21 protein-coding genes are annotated in these 25,075 nt (G+C 53.4%); 9 read left to right on the forward strand and 12 right to left on the reverse strand.

Going from position 1 to position 25,075, the window contains the following annotated elements:
- Positions 1-693 (forward strand): hypothetical protein (locus tag OXH16_13590; GenBank protein ID MCY3682427.1); only part of this gene is annotated, 693 nt, incomplete at its 5' end.
- Positions 694-717: 24 nt separating this feature from the next.
- Here OXH16_13590 and OXH16_13595 read toward each other — a convergent pair.
- The 6 genes from OXH16_13595 to OXH16_13620 form a co-directional block, all read right to left on the reverse strand.
- Entirely contained in the window at positions 718-2,124 is a 1,407-nt protein-coding gene (locus OXH16_13595; GenBank protein MCY3682428.1) for a lysine 2,3-aminomutase, read from the reverse strand.
- 62 nt (positions 2,125-2,186) lie between these two features.
- Positions 2,187-2,477, reverse strand: a complete 291-nt coding sequence (locus OXH16_13600) for a hypothetical protein (GenBank protein ID MCY3682429.1) — start codon at positions 2,475-2,477, stop codon at positions 2,187-2,189.
- A complete protein-coding gene (locus OXH16_13605; GenBank protein MCY3682430.1) occupies positions 2,478-2,627 on the reverse strand; it encodes a hypothetical protein in 150 nt (49 codons plus the stop codon).
- Positions 2,581-3,684, reverse strand: a complete 1,104-nt coding sequence (locus OXH16_13610; protein MCY3682431.1) for a DUF3500 domain-containing protein — start codon at positions 3,682-3,684, stop codon at positions 2,581-2,583. The genes OXH16_13605 and OXH16_13610 overlap by 47 nt, the downstream gene beginning before the upstream one ends.
- A gap of 24 nt (positions 3,685-3,708) precedes the next feature.
- On the reverse strand, positions 3,709-4,434 hold the full coding sequence (locus tag OXH16_13615; GenBank protein MCY3682432.1) for an RraA family protein: 726 nt from the start codon (positions 4,432-4,434) through the stop codon (positions 3,709-3,711).
- Between the two features lie 102 nt (positions 4,435-4,536).
- Positions 4,537-5,502 carry an aldo/keto reductase gene (locus OXH16_13620; GenBank protein MCY3682433.1) on the reverse strand — a complete coding sequence of 322 codons (966 nt, stop codon included), beginning with the start codon at positions 5,500-5,502 and terminating at the stop codon, positions 4,537-4,539.
- A gap of 256 nt (positions 5,503-5,758) precedes the next feature.
- On the opposite strand from OXH16_13620, the gene OXH16_13625 reads away from it, so the two are divergent.
- From OXH16_13625 to OXH16_13660, 8 genes are all read left to right on the forward strand, one after another.
- The gene (locus OXH16_13625; GenBank protein MCY3682434.1) at positions 5,759-7,588 is read left to right on the forward strand and encodes an N-6 DNA methylase; all 1,830 of its coding nucleotides are present in this window, start codon (positions 5,759-5,761) and stop codon (positions 7,586-7,588) included.
- Between the two features lie 25 nt (positions 7,589-7,613).
- Complete coding sequence (locus OXH16_13630) at positions 7,614-7,991, forward strand: clan AA aspartic protease (protein MCY3682435.1); 378 nt, start codon at positions 7,614-7,616, stop codon at positions 7,989-7,991.
- Between the two features lie 158 nt (positions 7,992-8,149).
- The gene (locus tag OXH16_13635) at positions 8,150-9,310 is read left to right on the forward strand and encodes a restriction endonuclease subunit S (GenBank protein ID MCY3682436.1); all 1,161 of its coding nucleotides are present in this window, start codon (positions 8,150-8,152) and stop codon (positions 9,308-9,310) included.
- 24 nt (positions 9,311-9,334) lie between these two features.
- Positions 9,335-10,330, forward strand: coding sequence for a hypothetical protein (locus OXH16_13640; GenBank protein MCY3682437.1), 996 nt, complete (start codon positions 9,335-9,337; stop codon positions 10,328-10,330).
- A 165-nt stretch (positions 10,331-10,495) separates the two neighbouring features.
- A complete protein-coding gene (locus tag OXH16_13645; GenBank protein ID MCY3682438.1) occupies positions 10,496-10,837 on the forward strand; it encodes a hypothetical protein in 342 nt (113 codons plus the stop codon).
- An 886-nt stretch (positions 10,838-11,723) separates the two neighbouring features.
- A complete protein-coding gene (locus tag OXH16_13650) occupies positions 11,724-12,386 on the forward strand; it encodes a DUF3800 domain-containing protein (GenBank protein MCY3682439.1) in 663 nt (220 codons plus the stop codon).
- 207 nt (positions 12,387-12,593) lie between these two features.
- The gene (locus tag OXH16_13655; GenBank protein ID MCY3682440.1) at positions 12,594-15,539 is read left to right on the forward strand and encodes an HsdR family type I site-specific deoxyribonuclease; all 2,946 of its coding nucleotides are present in this window, start codon (positions 12,594-12,596) and stop codon (positions 15,537-15,539) included.
- Entirely contained in the window at positions 15,532-15,825 is a 294-nt protein-coding gene (locus OXH16_13660) for a M48 family metallopeptidase (GenBank protein ID MCY3682441.1), read from the forward strand. The genes OXH16_13655 and OXH16_13660 overlap by 8 nt, the downstream gene beginning before the upstream one ends.
- 181 nt (positions 15,826-16,006) lie before the next feature.
- On the opposite strand, the gene OXH16_13665 is transcribed toward OXH16_13660, so the two are convergent.
- The 6 genes from OXH16_13665 to OXH16_13690 all read right to left on the reverse strand — a co-directional run bounded on the left by OXH16_13665 (position 16,007) and on the right by OXH16_13690 (position 25,074).
- Positions 16,007-16,753 carry a phytanoyl-CoA dioxygenase family protein gene (locus tag OXH16_13665; GenBank protein MCY3682442.1) on the reverse strand — a complete coding sequence of 249 codons (747 nt, stop codon included), beginning with the start codon at positions 16,751-16,753 and terminating at the stop codon, positions 16,007-16,009.
- A 9-nt stretch (positions 16,754-16,762) separates the two neighbouring features.
- Positions 16,763-17,731: a zinc-binding dehydrogenase gene (locus OXH16_13670; protein MCY3682443.1), complete on the reverse strand. Its 969-nt coding sequence runs from the start codon at positions 17,729-17,731 to the stop codon at positions 16,763-16,765.
- A 27-nt stretch (positions 17,732-17,758) separates the two neighbouring features.
- Positions 17,759-19,519 (reverse strand): hypothetical protein, encoded by a 1,761-nt coding sequence (locus tag OXH16_13675; GenBank protein MCY3682444.1) that lies wholly within the window; start codon positions 19,517-19,519, stop codon positions 17,759-17,761.
- Positions 19,520-19,615: 96 nt separating this feature from the next.
- Positions 19,616-21,592 carry a hypothetical protein gene (locus tag OXH16_13680; GenBank protein ID MCY3682445.1) on the reverse strand — a complete coding sequence of 659 codons (1,977 nt, stop codon included), beginning with the start codon at positions 21,590-21,592 and terminating at the stop codon, positions 19,616-19,618.
- Positions 21,593-21,725: 133 nt separating this feature from the next.
- Complete coding sequence (locus tag OXH16_13685) at positions 21,726-22,688, reverse strand: PorV/PorQ family protein (GenBank protein ID MCY3682446.1); 963 nt, start codon at positions 22,686-22,688, stop codon at positions 21,726-21,728.
- Positions 22,689-22,698: 10 nt separating this feature from the next.
- Positions 22,699-25,074, reverse strand: a complete 2,376-nt coding sequence (locus OXH16_13690; protein MCY3682447.1) for a hypothetical protein — start codon at positions 25,072-25,074, stop codon at positions 22,699-22,701.
- Between the last annotated feature and the right edge of the window lies 1 nt (position 25,075).

Consider the following 25,075-nt stretch of genomic DNA (forward strand, 5'->3'; position numbering starts at 1 on the left):
CCCCTGGCTCGATACGCCACACCCTCAATGATCTGGGCCGGCGCGGCCAACGCCTGGGACCAGGGGGTGGACGGATTCGGAATCGGAGACCATCTCTGGGCTCCCAACGGATGGCCCTGGACGGCTCACGAGTATGAAACTCTGCGACCGCTGGGGCATCCGAAGCTGCTGGAAACCGCCGACAAGGTCTATTTGGCCCATTCCAACCGCCGGCCCGATGCCTCTCTGAACTGGCTACCTGGCCGTTCCAAGCCGCTCCCTCAGAAAATCGAGGTCGATCGCCCGGTCCAGGTATCCTTCTACGTAGCCGACCGATTGCACCACTGGCACAAGCTGGGGCGAGTCAAGTCGGTGGTGCTGCGGGTGCGCCTGCGCAACCTCATCCCGGACTACGATCGGGTAGAGGTCGCTTTCAATCGGCAGGTGCTTCCCGAATCGATTCTCAAAAAAGTCGACATGACCTATCGATTGATAGGTCCCCAGTCCAGTTCGCATTCCCTCGGCGCCTACGGCTACGCCTTCGACTACCACCTGGGTCCCGAACACTTTCCCAGGAATGGGCGCAATCTGGTGGAGGTCAAGCTGTTGAAGAGAGATCCCGACGTGGAATTCGATTCCTCGGTTCTGCGGGTGGACTGCAAGATCGAATATCGGCTTCACCGCCACTTCGAACAACGGCCCATCGAGTACTGAGATTCCCCAGGACTGCAATCCTGCTCATTCCCAGTCAACGTCCCCGAAGATCTTCAGGCGCTGCTGGGAGGGGCGCCGCTTGCGCCAGGTCTGGGATTCTCCCGTGTTCTTGATTTGCCGCAGGACCTGCTCAAAGAAAAACCGCTTCTGGCCAAAGGCGGGACTCAGGTCGTCAAGCCAGGTGGCTTCGGGATCGTATCGGGCAAAGAAGGGCCGGCCGACCCAGTCCGGGTCCCTTCCCTGGAGGAACCTGAGCACAAAGACTCTTTGTCCGTAGACCTCGGCCACTCCGTCCACGACCACCTTTCCGGGAGTGGCCGACATTGAGGGTCCGCGGACGGTGCGCGCCAGTCCGGAGACCCGCTTGTAGGCGGTGCGAAAGATCTCGGCGGCATCGGCCAGGGGCACCTCGAAGTAGTTCTTGGGGCCGGTATCCCTCTCCACGAACATGTAGTAGGGCACGGCCCCGAGTCGCACCTGGGATCGCCACAGGTCGGCCCAGACTTCGGGGTTGTCATTGACGTGCCGGATGAGGGGAGCCTGGCAGCGAATGGCCGCTCCGGTCGCCAGGATCCGGCGAGCGGCCGCCCGGGCCGCGCGGGGCTGCAGTTCTCTGGGGTGGCTGTAGTGCGACATGACCGCCAGGTGCTTGCCCGCCCTGCGTACCTCCTCGAAGAGCCGGAGCAGGTCGTCGGCGTCAGGGTCCGTGAGGAAACGATAGGGCCAGTAGGCGGTGGCTTTGGTCCCCAGCCTGATGCTGACCACGTGTTGAAGCTCGGGAGAGAGTAGCGGCTCCAGGTAACGTCGCAGCACAGCCGTCTTCATGACCAGGGGATCCCCGCCGGTGAAGAGCACGCTGCTCACCTCGCGATGCTGCTTCAGGTAGTCCACCAGTTTCTCGGATTCCCTGGAAGCGAACTTCAGCTCGTCCATGCCCACGAACTGGGGCCAGCGAAAGCAGTAGGTGCAGTAGGCGTGGCAGGTCTGGCCCTGGCTGGGAAAGAAGAGCACGGTCTCCCGATACTTGTGCTGCATTCCCTGAAGGGGTTCCTGACCCAATCGGGGGACGTTGAACTCCATCTGTCCGGCGGGATGGGGATTGAGTCCAGCCTGTATCTGGCGGGCCGCCGCCTCGACCTCCTTGGCCGGGGCCTTGCGCCAGACCAGCTCCATCATTCTGGAGAGATCCTTGCGATCCAGCATGCCCGGCTGCGGGAATGTCAGTTGGTAGATGGGGTCGTCGGGAACGTCCTGCCAGCGGATCAGCTTTTCTATGACATAGCGGTTGACGCGGAACGGCAACACCGCCGACACGGCCTTGATGGCGAGGATCTCGTTGGGAGGCAGAGCCTTCAGTTGCGGAATCTTGTCAATATCTTTTCGGGTGTAGGCCTTGTACTTGCGCCCTTTTATTTTCGCTTCAGCTGTCATTTGCTCTCCTGGGGGCTAACTCGATCGGGGCCATTCCCTATGCCTTCATTCCGCCGCAGCCACTACTGACCCCTGGCCGGACAGCTTCTTTCGTCCAGTGTTCTCGGTTGTTGAAGGGGCCAAAGCATACCACCTCGGGCGAAAAGTTCAAGTGCCGGCCGCGTTGGGGCCCTACCGAGAAAAGCATCGAGATCACCGGTCGCACGCAGGCCCTCGGCAACCGCCTCTTCCCGCCTGGATTCCGTAATATCGCACACCCCCACCACATCGTACAAACCCGTCTCGCGCATCGTTCTCAGATGACCGCCTGCCACCCGCCCAAATCCAATAATACCCGCCTTGATCTTTTCCATTTATTCTTCCTCATTATCTCCGTATTCTTCACCGCGATAAGCCGCGCGCAATTCGGCGATATTGGTCGCCTTCTCAACGCGCGCATGAACTGTCTCGTTGGATTCATTCGGCCCCGATCCACGCGGAACCGTAGTCGTTATCAAGCTCACGATACATGCTGTGAGCATGATCTATGGTGCCTTCGCCGTTTTGAACCGCGTATTCGATTACCATGGACGGGCTGGTCACGCGGAAATACGCGGCGCCCAGGACACCCTGCCGCCCCCACCATCCAAAGTATGTGTCCTCGATCTCGGCCACCACGGTTTTCATTTTCTCAGCATAGTCGTCATTGTTCATGAAACCCAAACGGGCCTCGATCACATCCAGGAGTAACGTTCTCTGCATAGCTGTAAGTTCGCTTCCCTTAATACCTTCCGGCGCAACTGTTGCACCATACTTTCCTGGCCCCAGCAAGAGGTCGATGGGCTGCTCTGCACGAACGGCTTGTCCTTTCTGTTCGTCCGTAAGGCTATTCATGAACGCTTGCGCTGCCGCAGTTTCCCTCTGCGTAATGAAGATTTCGTCACCGTCAAGGCGCAAGTGCAGCGGTTGGCCACCAGTCAGCATCGGTGAAAAGGAAACGTTCGGTCCGAATACTGTGGCGTTTAATGCGAGATGGTGCCCGCCGAACTGGAACATCCAGGGCTCTGTACTTGACGGTTCACCGAGAAATGCAGCGTAAAAGTACTCACTGCCGTATTTCATGACGCCGAACAGGTCTCCTGAGATCAGTAAGTCTGCTGCGGCCAGTTGATAAGTGATATTTTTCACACCGTCTTCACTCAAGAGTTCACCAAGGAGCTTATCGAGATTCGCCCGCTGTATTGCAGAGAGAACACCGAGCTTTACACCACCACGCGGAACCATACCCTCAGGAAAGTTGGACCAATTTGAACGCTGTGCGTTATCGGTAAACCGATATGTCGCCGCTTGTCTCTGATTGTCGTCCAGTGAGTCAAGAAAGAGCCTTGCAGCCGCCACGATCGCCACGGTCTTCTCGTCGGCAACAGGCAGGTCGTGAGCGTGCTTGAGATTGATCTCTACTGGTACGGGAACCGCTCCAAAAAAGACCCGAGCTACAATATCGGGGTGAGAAAACAGATAGACGAAAACTGCGGCAACGACAATCACTGCACCGAGAAGGTAGATCAACACACGTCTCATGGATCCCGCCTTGATCTTTTCCTTTTATTCTTCCTCATCATCTCCGTATTCTTCACCGCGATAAGCCGCGCGCAACTCGGCGATATTGGTCGCCTTTTTAACGCGCGCTTGAAGCGCCTCTTCCCCTGCGATCAGTTCCTTCACATTCGCCAGCACCTCCGCCATCCGATCTGCGGGAAACTTAACCGCGCCATTTTCATCCATGTGAATAATCTCGCCAGGTGCAACATCCATGCCACAAATCGACACCGGCACATTCACCGCCTGCACAGCCTGATCGCCATGCCCCGGCGATATACCCGTCAGCAAATACTGAAATTCCATCGGACGGATTTCATCGATATCTCTCGACGGTCCATTTGACACACACCCCACGCACCCCAACGCTTTCATCGTCGTCGTCATATTGCCGCCCGCAAGCCCCACCTTACCCGCAATTTCCGGCGGAAACTTCTGCTCCAGCGCCAGTATCGTCGGCTTTGGCGACGCATCCAGCGCCTCGGACACATCCATAAACGACAACCGACTAAACCCCGCATCCGGCAACCCAAAAGTACACGTCACAGCATACCCGCACCGCGGGCCGAGTTCTGGATACATACACTTAATCGTCTGATCCGTGTACCAGTTCTCAACCCACGGATTATAAAGCCCCAAACACAACGGATTACTCGGATACGTCGCCACCACATTTGTAATAGACGGCGTATCGAAATTCTCCAACTCCTTCAAAATCTCCTGCTCTGTCATGGTATTCTCCTTAAAAGGCGGTCAGCCCGCCCAGCTCATCGGGCGACCACAGGGGGTCGCCCCTACTGACCAATTCACTTCACACTTCATCCTTCACACTTCTCACTTCCCCACCTTCACCACATGTCCCTGATCCCAATCCTGGATCAACGGCTCCAGATCATCCCAAAACGCCTCGGGAATTTCAATACTGCCAGCTTCGGCATTTTGAATCGTCTCCGCTTTGTTTCGCCCCCCGCAAATCGCCGTTGCAATCAACGGATGTCTTGTACACCACTGCAGCGATGCCGCCACCAGTGGAATGCCATAATCGTCGCAAAGCGCTTTTATCCTTCCAACCCGATCCAAAACAGCCTGACTAAAATTGCGATTCACATAAGAATGCCCGGGCAAGGGTCCCGTCGCCAGCAAACCGCGCTCCAGAGGCGTAGCAAGCGCAATCCCCACATTGTGTTTTTCAGCACCGGGAAAAATGAGTGTATCCGCCGTGCGATTCAACAAACTCCACGCATCGGGAACCACCGAAGCATCAAACTCGCCCGTATCAATGTACGGACCATTTGAATCGGGATCATTCGCAGCAATACCGACAAAGCGCACCACACCCTCATCCTGCAATTTGCGCAACGCCCCAAGCGCACTATCTTTTGCCATCACCTGTTGCATTGGAAAATCCATCGGATCGTGAATGTACAACACGTCAAACGCATCCAACCCCAACCGCTCCTGACTGTCTTCCACCTGCTGCATCACCCCGTCGAAAGAGAAATCGTATTCATTTCCCGATCTTCCCACTTTTGTCGTCACCGTACACTTTTCAGCCAGATCGGGGCGTTCGCGCAACGCACGACCAATAATCTTCTCGCTCACGGTATTCCCGTAAAGCGGTGCCGTATCGACCAGCGTACACCCGGCCTCAATAGCAGCCACCACATTCTCTACGCCCACATCTTCATCGACACCCGGCAAAAAATGACCATCTGCCCCCATCACACGAGCGAGAAATGCCGTACCAAAACTGACGATTGGAACCTCCAACCCCGTTCTACCCAATATCTTACTCTGCATCGCAAATCTCCCCAAGCGAATCAACGAATCTACGAATAGACGAATCTACGAAGAGGTTACAACTGCGCCAGCAGTTCATCTACGATCAGATTCTCAGAGAACGCTCACGCATAATAGACGACAGAACCTCGCGTGTCAATGCGAAAAAATCCCCTGCTCTGTGTCGCATAAATAAAAACAACGATCCATGCCTGTTCGGTCGAATGGTAATGAAAAGAATATTGACAGCCTATTTGCAATCTGTTATACTGTAAATATGACAAACATAACAAAAATACACGACATTTCGGCTGTTTTACGTGCGATTCGCGCCCATCTTGACCTCACACAAGAGCAACTCGCGGAGAAACTCGGCGTTGCCTTCGCCACCGTCAACCGCTGGGAAGGTGGCGTAACTAAGCCTCAGAAGGCAGCGCGAGAGGCCATCGTCGCACTCGCAGACGAGGCGGGAATCGACATGGCGGAAGTTGCCGCAGAACCAGTCGAAGCCGCAGCGCAAGTGACAAGACGACGGCGCGTTTCCAAAGCTCCTTCCACGAAAACCATGGAACAGATGCTGTGGGACGCGGCCTGCTCCATCCGAGGTGAAAAGGACGCGGCCAGGTTCAAGGATTATCTACTCCCCCTTCTCTTTCTCAAACGCCTGTCCGATGTCTTCGACGACGAAATCGAGCGTCTCGCAGAGGAATACGGCGACCAGGAGACCGCCCTGGAAATAGCCGAAACTGACCATAACCTGCTGCGCTTCTACCTGCCACCCGAGGCGCGATGGGCTGTCATAAATGGGCGAGAGAGTTATGATTGGCCTGATGACCAGGGGCGAAGCACACGCCCGAAGGATATTGGCGAGCACCTGACAAAATCTGTCCGCGCCATCGTGCGATATAACCCCTCGCTCTCTGGCGTCATTGACCTTGTGGATTTCGCCGCCGAGCGCAATGGACAGCGCGACATTAACGCAGCAAAACTCACCGAAGTTGTCGAAACCTTCTCGGATCCACGCTACCGCCTGGGACTTGCCGACGTTCAGCCAGATTTCCTCGGACGTGCCTACGAGTTTCTCCTGCGAAAATTTGCCGAAGGCTCCGGCCAGAGCGCGGGCGAATTTTTTACCCCAACCGAAGTCGGTTTTCTAATGGCGCACATCATGCGTCCAAGACCCGGTGAGGAATGCCACGACTATGCCTGCGGTTCGGCTGGTCTGCTCGTCAAGCTCCAACTCGTCGCCCGCGAACTCGATCCCATCAGCCGCGTGCCGCTCAAACTCTATGGACAGGAGCTACAAGCCGAAAGCTACGCGGTCGCCAAAATGAACGCCATCATCCATGACATGGAAGCGGAGATCGAGCGAGGCGATACCATGATCAATCCGAAGTTCAAAACCGCAGACAGTAAAATCCGCACTTATGACATCGTCGTCGCCAATCCAATGTGGAATCAACCGTTCAACCCGGACATCTTTACCGACGATCCCTTCGACCGCTTCCGCACCCAGGGCGGCGTCACCACCGGCAAAGGCGACTGGGCCTGGCTTCAGCACACACTCACATGCTTGAGCGAGCGTGGACGTGCGGCAGTGGTACTCGACACCGGCGCAGTGACGCGCGGATCTGGTTCCAGAAATGAGGACAGAGAACGCAACATCCGCAAGTGGTTTGTTGAGAACGACCTGATTGACGGCGTGATCCTGCTGCCGGACAACCTCTTCTACAACACCAGCGCCGCTGGCGTGATCATCGTCCTCTCAAAGCGAAAGCCTGCCTCACGAAAGAACAAAATCGTGCTCCTCAACGCCAGCCAGCGCGTGCGTAAGGGCCGTCCGAAAAACTATATCCCGGAAGAAGACCTGCGCCCACTCGCAGCCGCCTATCTCAAAGGCGAACCAGTTGAAGGCGAGGTCGCAGTCATCACGCGGGAGCAAGTAGTGGAAGCAGACTACAACCTCAGCCCGAGCCGGTGGGCAGGGCAGACGGACGCCTTTGACCACCGGCCTATCTCAGAGATTATTGCAGACTTGAACAAACTGAATGAAGAAGCCCGTGAGATTGACGGGCATTTGGCAATGATGTTGGCAAAACTGAAATGAACCCTGCGATGCAAAGGAGGAACACATGGGCGCAACACACGTAACAGTCAGGATTACAAACCCCGCTGACCAGGACAAGTTCTGGGAAGGGCTTTTTCTGGTGGATACAGGCGCGACGGATTCCTTGGTGCCCAGGCCGCACCTCGAAGCCATCGGCCTCAAACCTGAGGGAAAACGCGTGTATGAACTGGCCGACGGCAGCGAGATCGCAGTGGATGTCGCCGTTGCCAAAATAGAGTTCATGGGCGAGTTCGTTGGCGGAACGATCATATTCGGCGAGGCCGACACGGAGCCACTGCTGGGCGTAACTGCGCTGGAATCCGTCGGCATCGAAGTAGATCCGTTGAATCAGCAATTGAAGAGGCTACCCGCCGTGCGACTAAAAAGAATGGCGAATTTATAATGAACGAAGCCTGGACCTGGCGTCCTCTTGGGGAACTGTTCGAGATCGGCGCAGGAAAAACCATGTCCGCCGCCGCTCGCAACGGCCCCGACAAGACACCATTCCTTACTGACCAATGATATTTTGAGAATATTTGCCTCACTCATAAAGGAAAAAAAATGATTGATTGGTCAACAGAAACCGTAGAAAGTTGTTTGGAGAGTCTTTCTTTCCGCAAGATACCGAAGGTTCTGGCACGGGACTACAAACCATCAGGTAGCTATCCAATTATCGATCAAGGACAGAATTTGATTGCAGGATGGACCGACGATGACAGCGTCTTGATTTCGATAGACCTTCCAATAGTGATCTTTGGGGATCATACCCGTGTGTTCAAATATATAGATTTTCCTTTCGTTAGAGGTGCCGACGGGACACAACTACTGAAGCCCAAAGCTGGGATTGAACCATTGTTCTTCTACTATGCTTGTAGAGCGATCAATCTACCAAGTCGGGGATATAATAGACACTTCAAAGCACTAAAAGAAAAAAATATTCCAATACCACCAATCGGCGAACAGCGCAATATTGCACGGATACTCCGGCGGATCGATGATGCTATTTCGCTCCAGGATGAACAGCTTCAAGTGGCTACAGATCTAAAACGATCCACAATGCATACGCTCTTCACGCGGGGCCTGCGAGGCGAGGCGCAAAAGGAAACTGAGATCGGGCTTATACCGGAAAGTTGGAAGGTTTCAACATTGGGAGAAGTCGCGCAGCTCAAACGCGGACGCTTTATGCACCGTCCGAGGAACGAACCGCGCTTTTATGGTGGCGCGATGCCGTTTGTCCAAACTGGAGATGTCGTCCGGTCCGGTGGCCGTATCCGCGAATTTGTCCAAACACTCAACGAAGATGGCGTTGCAATAAGTCGCGTTTTTCCTGCGGGAACAATTCTCATCACGATCGCCGCAAACATTGGATTTACAGGGGTTTTACAGTTCGACAGTGCTTGTCCTGATAGCCTCATTGCAATAACGCCAAATCATTCACTTAATGCCGAGTTTCTAGAATACTTTCTGCAAACTCAACAAAAAAAAATGGATGAACTCGCTCCAAAAGGAACGCAAAAGAATATCAACATTCAGTTTCTCACACCTTGGCCAGTTGTTATTCCCCCCAAAGACGAACAGCGGGAGATCATTACCATTCTCAACGTCATCAATAACAAGATTGATCTACATCGAAAGAAACGTGCGGTGCTTGACGATTTGTTTAAGGCACTGTTGCACAAGCTGATGACGGGGGAGATACGGGTGGGGAGCCTAGACTCATGACGGCTACTTCAGCGGAGGAATAGTATGCGAGAGTTCATAGAACAGCTCAATCAAGCGATGGAGCAGGCTCGGTTCGAAATGAGAAACTCACTTGAGGCCGTCCAGGCGGAACTGAACTCAAAGTTCCTTCCGTACGTGGACGTGCGCGAACTGCACCAGCGCATCTCCGACTTCAGGAAGCTCAACTTCGGCTTGCTTTCGTATAGAGACATGGTACAAGCCATTCAGCAGGTCGTCATGTTCGACACGCCGAACGGAACGATCAGTGTGCTGCAGCCTGTGAGCGGCCAGTATCCTGCGGGAGCCCGTTTCTACCGGGTCAGGGGCATTGCCAAGGACGATCACACGATTCCCTTGAGATCAATGTCGAAGATCGATGACTGCTGGGAGCCGCCTCGGGAGGTTGTACCAATCGGGAGGTTGAACAAGGAACACGAACCACTCCTCTATACCTCGCCAATCGACCCGCGCGTGGCTATTGACGAACTTAAGGTCCCCGACGGAGAATGGTTCAGTCTGATCGTGTACGAGGCAGTCGAGGACGTGAACGTGACGATTATCGGCAGGCAGCCCGACACAGAAGGTATCGACGACACCGACGCGCTGAAGGTTGAGATGCTCCAAGGGTTTCTGCGTGATGAGTTCACCCGTGATGTAGGTACGGGCACTGAGTATCTTTACCGGATTTCGGAGATCATTGCAAAGAACTACTTCGATCTCCCGCCCGCGATGCAGGACGCCTGGTGCTACCCGTCAATAGTGGACAAGAACAAATTCAACGTCGCATTCCGCCCTAATACACGCACGAAGCTGCGGCTGATCGGCGTGGAGATAGCCAAGGTCATCAGGATGGCGAACGGGGAACCCGCGCTTGAGGTGGTCCTAGTGGCCAAGGGGAACGAAGGCAGCGATGACCTCGACTACTTCCAAATCGGCTCTCCCGAACAGCGGGAGTTGTTCCCCTGGATCACCAAGAACAAGCCTGCCGGTGCCCCGGATGGCTCTGGGGTTCCGTCATGATCCCCAAGGAATGCAAGCGACTGGCCGCGCTGAACTTTCCCATCGCCGAGGTATTACGGCACATAGTGCGGGAGAACTCGTTTGATCATGACTGAATGAACCGCTGCGCCTACATCTTTCTCGACGAGTCTGGAAACTTCGACTTCAGCGTCAATGGAACCCGCCATGAATGCCCTTGGTCGTCTTCACATGCGTTCGCTCAGAGACAAGGTAAAGTATCGGGCTCAAGTCTTGACTGAAAAGATCGGAGATAAGATTCCGGATATCGACATAGTAATAGATGAGGCGGTCAAATACCGGAATTACCTTGTTCATGGGAGTGGAACTGATGTGGACCCTGATGTAGCGCGTTTTTTTGCAGACACGCTGGAGTTCGTATTTGCTGGCTCCGACTTAGTGGAATCGGGATGGGACATCAGGTATTGGTGCGATACTCGCCTGCCCTCATCGCATCCTTTTGCTGCCTATCTTGGGTCATACACCGAGCGTTTGGCGCGGATGAAGTAGGTGGAAGATTTCCGCGACAGCGTCGCGGATTTTGCCCAAACCGTCGAGAGAGAAGATTCAATAGATACTGTCTGTTAAATCTACTAAATACGCTGAGATTTCGCAGACACTGTCTGCAAAATTGGCGTACTTAGCATTTGTTGACGAAATTCCTGCAATTGGACCGACACCGTCGGACGAATCTATTTCTCTGCTATCAGTCGCATTGCATCTCATGGAAGACGCAATTATGGAGAAATGAACCTGTAGTATGACCCAGATTAGGATATGGCCATGACCCTTGATGAAATCTCAGCGTTAGCCCAAACCGGTGAATCCGAAACGCTGGAGTTCAAGCGCACGACAGGAACTCGGCGGGAAGCGCGCTGGAAACGCCTGTGAGACTGCGACTGGCTTATTCTGGCTTATTCGACTGCCTACTCACCTGGATTCGGAGAACAGGGTCGCAACTTATTGTCGAGCGGGCAGTTTGACCATTCAGGACTTTGAGCACCTTTGTTCTGACGTCTCCCAGCGTCAAGTGCGGAGAGTGCTGGAGGGATTGGTGAACAGCCGGCTCGTCGAGTCTACAGGACCTGGGGGCACGCGCGGAATCGGACTGATACATGTTCGGGGGCGCAATGGAGCGCAATAGGGGCGTAATAAGGGCGTAATAGGGGCGCAATAGAACTGAAACAAGTCCAACGGACCGCGGCAGAAGAATAGTGGACTGATGTATATTGGACTGACATGCAGATAGTCTGGAGACAGGAGCACTATTGGGGTCTCATTAGGGTCTTATTAGGGTCTTATTGGGGTCTTATTGGGGTCTTATTGGGGTCTTATTGGGGTCTTATTTCGCCTTAACGCTCCCAGATAGAGAAAGAAAATCCGTATAGGAGAGGACGTGGAGACCCGTTGCGCCTATATTTTTCTTGATGAAGCCGGAAATTTCGATTTCAGCGTTAATGGAACCCGCTATTTCGTCCTGACCAGCGTCAGCATGAGGAGACCCTTTGGGTGGTGTCAACTGATTGACGATTACAAGTACGACTGCATAGAATACGGTTTGAAGAACGAATACTTCCACTGCGCCGATGACAACAAACATGTGCGGGGCAAAGTATTTGATATCATCGGCAACCATCTCAATAGCTTATGTATTGACTGCCTGGTGGTCGAGAAGGCCAAAACCAGCCCAACGTTACGAGAAGACAGGCATTTCTATCCGGAAATGTTGGGCCATCTACTGGAGTTTGTGCTGCCCAAGGAGTTCGCGGTGAATACTCATGAAATCATTGTCATTACCGATACTATACCAGTGAACAAGCGGCGAAAGGCCATTGAGAAGGGTATTCAACTTGCGCTAACCGAAAAATTGTCCCCTGACATAAAGTACCGCATTCTCCATCATGACTCCCGTTCCCACTATGGGTTGCAGGTCGCCGACTACTGTTGCTGGGCTGTGTATCGGAAATTACAGACCGGAGAAACAACATGGTTCGACCAAATTCGGAAAGCAGTGCGTAGTCAGTTGGACATCTTTCGGGACGAGACGCGGTACTACTGATGTATTCGTTGGCCCAAAAAAATGACCCCCCCGACTACTCCGCTACAGGAGAGGGCCCCTTGGGCTCTTGTCATCGGGGGGGAACCTTTTGTCGTCGGGCTGAATGAATCATATCGAACTCATCCCGGGCACCCGACAAAACAAATATGAGCAGGCACATCGCCCGTGTCAACCCCAAAAATGCGTTCAAACTCTGGAAACCACAACATGACCGACCTAAAAATCACAGAGGCTGGCACTGTCCAGTTCCCCATGGTTCGCCACGCAGCCGAGATCGGTTGGACCGCGATCTCGCCCAGTGATGCCAGACAGAAGCGCGGCGATGAAGCGGAGATGCTATTTCGTGACGAACTCGAAGCAAAGCTCGCCGAGTTCAATCCGTGGATGTCTGCTGACACCATCCGTCAGATCATTGAGCGGATAGAGGCGATTCCACCGACGATTGAGGGAAATCGCGAGATGCTCAATTGGCTACGCGGTGAGCGGCAATGGTATGATGAGTCTGAAAACCGACAACGGCATGTCCAGTTCATCGATTTTGAGCATCCAGCCAACAATATTTTTCACGTCACATGGGAATGGAAGATCAAACCTCCATCCCGTAAGGGCAACCGGGCAGACGTAATGTTTGTCATCAACGGCATACCAGTGGCCATTGTCGAACACAAGAACCCGAAGACCGCCAATGCCATTGAACGGGGTATCACCCAACTGCGACGCTATGAAATGGAGACGCCTGAGTTGATGGGAATGGCGCAACTCTTCAACGTCACGCATCTCCTCGAATACTGGTACGGTGTCACCTGGAACACCTCGCGTCGCTTCATGGCTCGCTGGAAGGAACGCCCTGATGAGACCTATCGCTTCGCTGTACAGTCCTTCTTTGAGCCAACAGATTTTCTACGCACGCTACGCGACTGGATACTTTTCTATGTAGAAGATGGCGAGACTCGAAAGACTGTACTGCGCCAGCATCAACGCCGCGCAATCGACCGCATTCTCGAACGCTGTGCCGAACCATCCAGGCGTCGCGGGTTGATATGGCATACCCAGGGATCCGGCAAAACCTTTACACTACTCACCGCCGCACGCCTGATTCTGGAACACAAGGAACGGTTCCACACGCCAACCGTGGTGGTAGTCGTAGATCGCAGAGAACTCGAAGGACAACTCAAGGAATGGGTTGAACGCCTGCTCGGTGAAATGCAACAACAGGACATCGCGGTATGGCGTGCAAACTCCAGAGACGACCTCCGAAACCTGCTCAAAACCGACAAACGCGGCTTGATCCTGTCCATGATCCACAAATTTGAGGGCATTGAGCGGAATGCCAACACCCGCGACAACATCTATGTTTTCATAGACGAGGCACACCGCTCAGTCGCCAAAGACCTCGGCACGTATCTGATGGCGGCGGTACCAAATGCCACTATCATCGGTTTTACCGGTACACCGATAGCCAGGACAGAGTATGGGGCAGGTACCTTCATGATCTTCGGTGCCGATGACGAGCAAGGCTATCTCGATAAGTATTCGATCAGTGAGTCTATTGAAGACGAAACAACGCTACCGATCCGCCATACCATGGCACCAAGTGAAATGACTGTGCCAACTGAGCAACTCGACAAGGAATTCTTTGAACTTGCTCAAGCCGAAGGCGTTACCGATGTCGATGAACTCAATAAGGTCCTCGACCAGGCCGTGGGCTTACGCACCTTCCTGACCGCCGATGACCGCATCGAGAAGATCGCCAAATACGTAGCTGAGCACTTTGTGGAAAACGTAGTTCCACTCGGCTACAAAGCATTTCTCGTGGGCGTGAACCGCGAAGCCTGCGCCAAATACAAACGCGCACTCGACAAACTCCTGCCATCCGACTGGACGGCACCTGTTTATACAGAGAATACTTCCGATATCATCGACCGCCCACTCGTTGCGGAACTTCAACTCACTGAGGATCAAGAGGCGGACACGCGCCGCCTGTTCAAGAAGGCGGAAGAGAACCCAAAGATTCTCATTGTGACCGACAAGTTACTGACAGGCTACGACGCACCCCTTCTCTATTGCATGTATCTCGACAAGCCAATGCGCGATCACGTCCTCTTACAGGCTATCGCACGCGTGAACCGCCCGCATGTAGATGCAAACGGCACCCGCAAACCCAGTGGCCTCATTGTCGATTTCGTCGGCGTACTCCGCGAACTGAGAAAAGCATTGCGATTCGACTCATCCGACGTCAGCGGTGTGATTGAGGATCTCGGTATGCTGTTGGATAGCTTTCTGGACAAGATCGAAAAGGCGAAAACGGACTACCTCACTGTCCGGGAAAATGGCAGCGCAGACGAGCATCTCGAATGGATTATCTATGGACGTTTCTTAGACGTAGAGTCGCGCAAAGCATTCTGCGAAGCATACAAGGATATTGAGGCACTCTGGGAGATTTTGTCACCTTCGCCAGACCTGCGCGACCACATCGGCACCTATAAGCAACTCGCTAATCTTTATTCAGCCGTACGCAATGCCTATACTACCAGCACTACCCCCGTGATAGACTTAGCCAACAAGACACGCGCCCTGGTCCAGGACAGCGCTACCCAGGAAGGTCTCGGCTACCTGACAAAGACAGCGACATTCGACGTAAACACGCTCAAAACACTCCAAAACGAATCTGGCTTACACGAAGCCAAAGTGTTCAACCTCGTGCGCGGCTTGCGGCAAGAAGTCGAACAGGAATCGGAAATGGCGTCTGTTCTGCTACCTTTGAAAGAACGCGCTGAACGCATTTTGGATGATTTGGAAAATCGCAAAATAACCGCACTCGCGGCGATGGATCAGTTAGATGCCCTTGCAAAAGAAAAAGAGGAAGCTATCGAGGCCGCGCAGAACAGCGGACTTTCGCCGCGTGCATTCGGTATTCATTTGGCACTAAAGAACGATCCGAATATAGAGGCTGTCGGCATATCGACATTGAACGTGGCACAGGAAGTGGAAACGCTTCTCAACCGTTTTCCCAACGCGGCTGTCAACGCCGACGAACAACGGCGACTACGTGCGGCTCTCTATCTCCCGCTACTAAAACTGGACAAAGACGAGCGCAGCCGCGCTGTAGATCGCGTCCTTTCGATTCTTCTGGACACAGACACCGATGTTTAATGAACGGCGCAAGGTCATCCGCGACCGCGTCGAATACTGGGCGCGGCGATTAAACGTAAGTCCTCGACATGTTCGCGTTCAACACATGACCCGGAAGTGGGGTTCCTGCTCAACATCCGGGATCATCACACTCGCCATTGATCTGGCTGATCGAGAAGAGGGATTTCAGGACTTCGTCATCGCGCACGAGTTGTTGCACCTCCGTGTTCCCAACCACGGAAGATTATTTAAGGCATTGATGACCGTTCATGTACCTGATTGGAAGAAGTACAACATCACAAGATAGAGCACTGTCTTCAGTTCAATTGTATGCCCCTATAGATTGCGGCTCAAAACCATGCCGCAATGACGATTGTAAAATTAATGTGAAAAAATGACCCCCCCGACTACTCCATAATGGAGAGAACCCCTTGGGTTCTTGTCATCGGGGGGAACCTTTTATCCATCAGGCTGGATGAACCAAATCTCTAAACCGCCATAGCCTCTTCTTTGAGATCATTCAACCCTTCAAACTCGCGCCAGATATCGGCCATAGCATCCGTGCTATTTTCTCTCGAGTTGACGTGTCGGGGTCTGAAAATCACGGCATAACGGATATCGGGCGAATGATTTGGGCCCCCATTGTGATACATCTGGTGATGGCAGATCACGGCATCGCCCGCTTCGCCCATAAACTGAATCGGACCATGCGGCAAATCGATATCGGGAATCCGGCGATTGGCCTTTGCTGTCTCCACATAATTGGGATCTTTTTGAAACGCCGCCTCATAAGCGCGATGAGACCCCGGCCAAAAACAGAAATTGCCCATAAATGGTCGCGGAACATCGTGAACCAGAATCACAACCAGCAGCGTCATACCGCGACTCAGCAACCCATCCTTCAGCTTCCCACCCAAATCCAGATGCCCTCGCGTCAGCGGACGCTCCTCTGCATCGGGAAAATTGAGCTTCACATTGCCTCCCTGCGGCGGAATCAACTGCCCCTCTCCCACAACTGACTCGCACAGACCCCAAAGCGGCGATCTATTAAACAAATCTGTAATCACCGGCTCATTGCTCAACCCCGGATTTTGTCCCTGTTGCATCACGCGATAACGCATATGCCGATTAATAGCCTTGCGCGCTTGATCGGCCATCAACTTTGGCACAGCACCTCGCACAAGCACATATCCCTCTTCGAAAAACTGCTGCTTTTGAGCTTTGGTCATCTGCATGGCAACCTCCTATTCATAATCCAGCACAACCTTAATCGCCTCGTCGCGATGATCGATAAACAATTCAAACCCCTTTTGCACCTCTGTAAACGGCAAATGGTGTGTAATAATCGGCGAGACATCAATGCGTCCCTGTGTGATCATATCCATAGCCAGGGGATAATCATTCAGCGAATCTGGCCCCACAGAGCCGACCAACGTCACATTCTTACTGAAAAATTCGCGATAATTAAACGCATACACATCGTCATCGGGCACGCCAAACGCTAGGACCGTACCCAGACGTTTGGTTAAATTCAGACACAAATTGACCGTATCCTGATTGTGCCCCACAATCTCCACCACCAGATCGGCCATGCGCCCATCCGTAATATCTCTCACAACACCCACCACATCTTCCCTATCGGAATTCACCACATGGGTCGCCCGCATCTTTTTGGCTGCCTCGAGACGAAAATCGACCGTATCCACAGCCACAACAGTCTTCGCCCCCAAATTGCTCAGCAAGTGCGTCATCAACAAACCCATTGGCCCCTGCCCCACCACCACGGCATCCCAATTGAGAATATTACCCAATTTGCGACACGCCCAAATCACTGTCCCCAGAGGCTGTGACATCAACAATTCATCCAGCGGTTTATAATCCGCGAGATGCACCCCCACTCTTTCACTCGAAATATAATACTCAGCCAGCCCACCAATACCCGCCGTGGGCCGCGCCTGCACAAAATCCCCGGGTTGAAACCGATCCGACGACGACGCAACCACCGTGCCAATACACTCGTGAATCGAAGTCCCGATATTCATCGGATACACCGCGTCCGGATATTTCAATACAAACTTTGGCGAATCCGACCCACAAATCGCGGTCATATGCGCCTTAACCTTTATCGATCCCCCTGGAAAATCCTCAATATTCGGCTCATCGGCCTCAAACATCTCAATCTGCCGATGAGCGACAACGTGTGCTGCTTTCACCAATGCCTCCTTAAGAAACTGTTAAGATCAATCCGCCGCCTCAATCCGCGAGGTCTCCAACTCACTGCGCTTTCCCAACCATATAAACACACCGCCAACGCCCAGCACAAAACCGCCCACAAACAAAATCCCCAGACGTCCGATCAGAGGATTGGGCAACAAGACGAGCATACAAATCACCCCGCCAATAACCGCAGCAAAACTACCGATAATCTTGAGCTGGCGCAAATCATTTGGTATGCCGATCTCCTTCTCAAAATCAACCGGTGTCAGCATGCGATCAAAAAAGTCCTGCGCCTGCCTCTTATAAACTTCCGGCGTGCGATTCCAGAACGGCATCGTCAACAAATAAACCACTATCCCCACAGTGAGATTGACAAACACCTTCTGCTGAAATGACCAGGTCTCGCCAAAGAGCTCTGCACTGAAAAACCCGAATGCCGATGGAATCAGCGTCACACACACCGTCACAATCGCCGCCCAACTCGGCGACGTGCGAATAAACAGCCCCATCAACGCAGGCACAGCCATCGGCAGAGCCAGCAATGCGCCGATATTCAACATATGTTCAAACACCCCTCTGCCCTCTGTATTCGCAAAATACGTGGCAATACTCACAATACACACACCAAACACCGCTGAAAACACCTGCCCCAACCGCATCAGGCTCTTGCCCTGCATAGCCACTCTCCCAAACAACCGGCACAGCGTCGGATAAATATCATTCGTAAAAATAGCCGCATTGCGGTTCAACCCCGAATCCATCGAACTCATCGTCGCCGCAAACATCGCCACCACCATCAGCCCCGTCATACCCAGCGGCAACACATTCAAACTCGCAATAGCATACGCAGCTTCCGCAGCCTTGGGAATATCGACCGCCATCACCTCGGCGTGAAACAAAAGCCGCGCAGTCATCGGCGGAATAAACCAGATAAAAGCACCCGCCGTCATCAGCACAAAGCCCAGCCACGCCGCCTTTTGCGCCTCGTGCCCATCCTTCACCAGAAAATACCGCTGCGCCGACGTAAGCGTATTGTAGCCAATCACATTCTTCAGCAACATCGCGATGGCCCACGCATACGTATAAGCCCGCAGCGGAAACTGGTCAGGTGCGTTAAACACACCATAAGCCGACGACAACCCCATATTCTGAATGCCCTGAAACAAAGCACCCACACCGCCGAGCTTCACCAGACACAACACCCCCACCAGAATAGTAATGGGAATGAGGATAAGCGTCTGCAGAAAATCCGTAGCCGTCACCGCCCAGCTACCCCCAATTAGCGAATAGACCAACACCACCGCACCCACCACCACGATCACCTGCTCAATTTTATATCCAAACACCGCCGAACAGAAAATCGCCAACCCCAGAAGATGCAGCGACGAATACAGGGTTTGCATCACAAACGACATCCACGCGTAAAATTGTTGTGTCGAAATGCCAAAGCGCAGGCGAATAACCTCCGGCCCCGTAATCGCCCGGATCTGTCGAAACCATTTGGCTAAAAACAAACCGTTAATCGCAAAACCCACTGAATTTGCCAGATAAATCACCAGCACACTCCAGCCCGCTTCATACGCCGCACCCGCCGCGCCCGAAAAAGTCCACGCACTAAACGCCGTCATAAACGCACTCGACCCCACCAGCCACCAGGTGCCCTTACAACCGTTTCGAAAATAGTCACTCACATTTTCATTAAAACGGCGAAACACCATCCCCACCCCAACCAGCACGGCCAAATAACATCCAATCACAACGTATTCAACCGATGTTTCACTCATAGAGCGTTCTCCAATTAGCGGTCAGTTGTCAGTCCCAACCCTCAGCCCCTCTTTTTCATCTGCGTTCATCTGCGTCATCTGCGGATCACACTTCTCTCACCAATGATGCACAAGATGCCCTTGCCCAAAGAAAAACAACACATCCACAATAAAAATCAACCCAATGCCCAGAACATAACCGAGCATCAGCCCCATAAACAAAGGCAGAGATTGGCGATAAAGACCAATACCGCCAATTTTTAACAAGACGGACTTAACCATCCACGCCACAAAAACCGTAAACACCTGCCGCTGCAAAATACCCGTTGTAAACACCGTCAATCCAATGGGACTCAACGGCCACCTCAAAAACCGATAGCGCAAAAAACTACACAAAACAGTGAGACCCGCGCCAATACCAAAAAACATCAGCCTGTCCAGACTGATGCCAAAGGGATTTTGCAATTTCTTCACCACATTGCTAAAAATCACCACATTCCCGGAATTAAACGTATAAACATTAAAATTGTACGCCCCGTACATATACCCCAGATACAGCGTGAACACCGCCGAAATAACCATCGACACCACCAGGGCGCACATCGTTGTCCAGAACAGCGACCGGGTCTTGAGCTTGAGCCTCGCGCCCATCTGCGCGATATGTGCCAGCGTAGAAGCGCCAAAAGTATTGCCCAGACCAAACGTCGAATAAGACAGCGCCAGAGACGCGGCACTATTGGTATCCATCTGCCGAATACCAATCGTATAAAAAGTAAAACTCTGCGGCGTAATAGGCATCCGCGCATAAGCCAGACCCGACTCGGCCACAAACCGCGTCACCCCCACCGTCATCAAAATCAGCGCAAAAAGAAAAACACCTGCTACCAGCGTGGACATGCCCGAATGCCACAACCAGAAAAACAGAAAAGCCGCCCCCACAATAATACCCCACACCGCCGCCCGATAAGACAACAACTCATCCGAATCATCAACATCATCATCGCCGCGCATCGCCTTGCGCCACACATCTCGCAAATGCGCACGCGCCATCCACATACTCAACGCCGTAAACGCAAAAAAAGCCCCCATCGCCTGCCAGCCCAACGCAGCGCCACCGCGAGACCCCCAGATATCGGACGCCCCAATAGTATATCCCAATCGATCAAAAACGCCGGTTTGCACAATGCCCAGCGCGTAGAAAAACCACAAACTGAACAACACATCGAGATTGGTAAAAAACGCGAACCCCAGCACAAAAAAATTCAATTTGATCGTAACACTCGGAAATCCTCGCCCAAGTGGCAACGCCCATCTGTCCATCAACGGAATAGGCGGAAAAGTATGCCAAAAATAACCCACGATATTCCACACCACCACAACCACGGGAATGGTCAGCCCAACCCAGAACAAGCGAGAATGCAGGAGCCTGTATTTTCCAGCCTCGACCTCTTCCAACATCGTCAGCGGTGCTTCAGCCAGGGGAAAAGGCAGGCGTTCTCGATCCACCCACTGCCGACGCAACACAGCCATCAACGCCACGCTCACCAGCGCCAGTGCAATGAGAAAAACACCCCACCACACAAGCGGCGTCATCCACGCATCCCAGGGAATATCAACGCCAGGAGGCTTGCCCTCAAAAAAATACGTCATCTGATTGGCGTGATTGGGCGGCGCAGCCCACTGCGGCAACCCATCCAACAAATAATCGCCCCACTGATTCTCCGGCGACGCGTAATAATAAGGCGCGGCAATCCCCCCGATAAACAAACCCATAAAATTCGCCGCTGGCACAGCCCCGGCAATCCACCCCATCGAAAAAACCACCACCATCTCGCCCTGCGACAGCGCCCACTGCGGCTTTACCCGCGCCACCAGAACATTCAACGGCCACGCCAGCACCGTAAAAACCACCATAGTCGCCATCGGCAAATGGGCAAAAACCATACGCGACGAATGCACGATATACGCCGAATAAGCGGGCAACAAATTCACCAGCAACGTCACCGCAATCCCCACGCAAAAAGCGCGTGTGGTCACGCTCAGGTGTTTGCTCTCCGGGTGCAAGTCCCGATCCATCGCTTTCAACTCGGCCATCGCTATCTCTCAAAAATGCAGGAGGAATGTCCCGCGCAATGTACCTCAAAAAGAAAGTGTGTGCAAGGCATCCATCCCCTGCACACACCCGTTGTGGTTCAGGATCTCTCAGCGATCCACTCACAGACCGCTATCAAAACGACCCACTAACAGCCAGGCGCAACGGCGCATCGAAATACACGCCGCCATCGCTATACGACAGATCCACGCGGATATCTCGCCCACCAAAATCGTACTTCAGGCCAGCGCCCAAACTGTAATCCTCCACGTCGTAGTTAACCTTATATCCACCGCGCAATGCGAGCATATTGGAAATCCAAAGCTCACCGCCAAAATTCCATCGCTGGCCGTAATCAGTAGCCATAATGGTCTCGGCCGCAAGCGTCAAATACGTCGGATCGCCCTGTTCGCCATAGACCTCACCTGCCAGGCCAAAATTGAAATTGATCGGCGGTGAATACTGCTCGGTTTCCACAGTAATATCGGCACCCACATTGCGCGCGGCAGCGGCAATACGCAAACTGCGATAGCCCGTATATGCCGAAATGCCCAGATCAAACTGAAATGTACTCGTCGTCTTGAGCACCAGATCTTCCTGCACCCACCGCGCCTGCACACCCCAGGACACTTTATCGGTCATCTGACGCGCGAATATGAACCCGATGGCCGTATCGCCGCCCTGGATCATGCGCCCGGTACCTGTGGCCTGAAAGATCGTCGTTTCCTCCACCTCTTCGGGCACAAAGCTCACAATTGAAACGCCAAACGTATTGCCGCCCCATTTATAAGCCAACGCCCCCGAATACAATCCCGAATTGACCAGCCAGCGCGTGTAGGACAGCGCGTATTCACCGCCCGAAACAAATCCCAGCGCACCGGGATTGTAAAAAGACGCATCAATACCGCCGTTCATCGCGACAAAGGCTTCGCCCATAGCCACGGCACGGGGCGACGCACCGATTTTGAGAAATGCCAGCGACGACTGCCCCTTCACCGGCAAAATCGTACCGTATTCGCCAAAATCCGACTGGGCAAAGGCCGGTCCTGTCATCAGCCCGACCCCTATCATCAGCACCAACAATATTCGTTTATTCATGTCAGGCTCCCTATCTCAAAATGTAAAACGTCCCCGTCACCGTTTGCCCCATACTTTCGGGCGTCAGCGATTCAACGACGTAAAAATAAATCCCGCTGGCCACATCGGGCGAAGTCACATTGCGTTCAATTTGGAACCACGATGCTTCTCCTGAACTGGCATCGTCGTGCAGGATTTCACCCACAATATCGCCCGCCACATTGAAGATCAGCACGCGGCTTTTGGGAGGCAATCCCAGAAAGCGGATCTTTTTTGAACTCTGGTAATTATAACCCGATTCCGACAAACTGAACGGATTGGGCACCACGCGCACGCGCTTTTCCGGCCATGACGGCACCAGACCCGGCTGAAACGGACTGAGATCCAGATTCACGCGCTGCTCGGGGGCAGAATATCCACCTTCGAGTCCAGCCTGTAAATGACCCTGCACTTCTTCGGGCAAATCGCCCATGCTCGACATGCCATTGCTCCACGAGTCGCGAGACTTGGCAAAAGCCCGCACATTGTAAAAATATCGGAACCCGGCAACCGCCGTATTATCGCGCCATACGTATTGACCACCCGAATAGTCCCATGTCGATCCGGAGGTACCGGCAGTGACTGTACCGACCTGCTCCCACGGTCCAAATTCCTGATAAGCGGACCGGAACACGCGATATCCCACCACATCGGCATCGCCAAAATCGGGGTTTACCGACGATTCGGCATCGTCGTTCCACGTCAATGTAATCTCGGCATCCTGATTCACCCCAGGCGCAAACTTCACATCGGGTGGATAATCGGGCAAATCGTACATATTGTCGTACGCAAATTGCGCGGCCTTCAAATGCGCCACAAGAGCGGCTTCGCCCTTGCTCAACCGCGCCAATCGTTCTTCTACGGGCAGTGGAATATCTTTCAAACAAAATGTCTGCACATCCACAGCATACGCAGACTGGCCCTCGCGGGATATCGCCTGCGCGCCTGTCCCGGCGACATAAGCCACCACGATCTTGGCCTTCTCGCCCATAGCCAGATTATACGGCCCAAAAGTGAGTGCATTGGCCATCGCGTTGACGGTAGTTGGATTGGCATCCGTTGTTCCCGAAAAAGTTTCGTAAATGCCCTGCTCTGAATCGCTCTGCAAATTCGGCAAATCCGTATTCAAACCCCAGAAATCGCGCGTTTCCCACCACTTTGACGTTCTGGGTTGTTCGCCCACCGGATTCACGTATTTGCCCTGATCATTGGCATTGAACACATGCGACGGTCCACCATCGCGATAGGCCAATGGCGCAACGCCCACGTACTGCGGCGATCTCATTTGCCCGTCAAACACACCGCCCGGTAACCTCTTCGCATTGCCGTGTACGCTTTCAATATAAACGGGTTGCCCGGTGTCCTCTTCAGCACGCTGGATACTGTCGCCATCCCACTGGTAGTTCATCTTCAAATCGACGTATTCAGCAGGACCGTCGTAATTCGGCGCACCCGTATAGCGATATTGATCGTCTTGTGGCTGATACGATCCGGGCATGCCAGATCCGATGCTATTCCAATTGCCCTCGCCCGACATGCTCACCGTAAAGCCCTGAACAAATGAGAAATACGCCCCGGTCAGGTTATGTCCAGCACCGCCGTTCACATCGGCCACACCATCGCCATCGGAATCGCCCGTGTTCTCAAATTCCACTTCCAGAATAAAGAAATCGTCAAACCCCTGATAACTCCAGGCCATGGCTTTGCGCGTGATCGTAACACCGTGTTTGGTCGTCCACCTGCTAAAAACGATATCTTCTGCGCGGTCGTCCTTATCGGCATCCATGTACTGACCCCACCGATGGTTAAGGACCTCATAAGGCACACCAGTTCTCGGCGCGTCGGTTTGCAACGCAGCACCGGGATACCAGTTGGGCATAATTGCTCCCGCACCCAATCCATGGGGTGGCACTTCGACCTGATATCCCCAGTTGGCTTCGGGACTGTTGGCAATATCGTAATACATCGGTGCGATATCTGCCGAAGGCGTCCACGGTCCCGAATACGATACCCCGTATTCGCCGCCGACATTGGTCAACACCCATATACCTTCCCCTCCCGACAAATTCTGTGCCTCATTTTTTTGTTCAGCCCAGCTAAAACCGTTCTTTTTGCCGAAATACTCGATATAGTCCGCACCCGCCATATTGAGCATAAGGCCATTGCCCATGCCCGGATACGTCAAGCGGGGTGCGCCGCGAGAACTTCGGTCGTCCCAGACACCGCCCTGGGTTCCTTCATTGCGAAATCCGGTCCAGAGTTGCCCGCGGGTGAGTTGCCGCAGATTCTGCGTGTCCAGGGAATAGGCATTAAACGCCCACCCGACAACTATCAGGATCAGGACAGCAGCTTGAAATCTCCTGTTCATA

The organism is Gemmatimonadota bacterium, assembly GCA_026705765.1.
Lineage (GTDB): Bacteria > Latescibacterota > UBA2968 > UBA2968 > UBA2968 > VXRD01.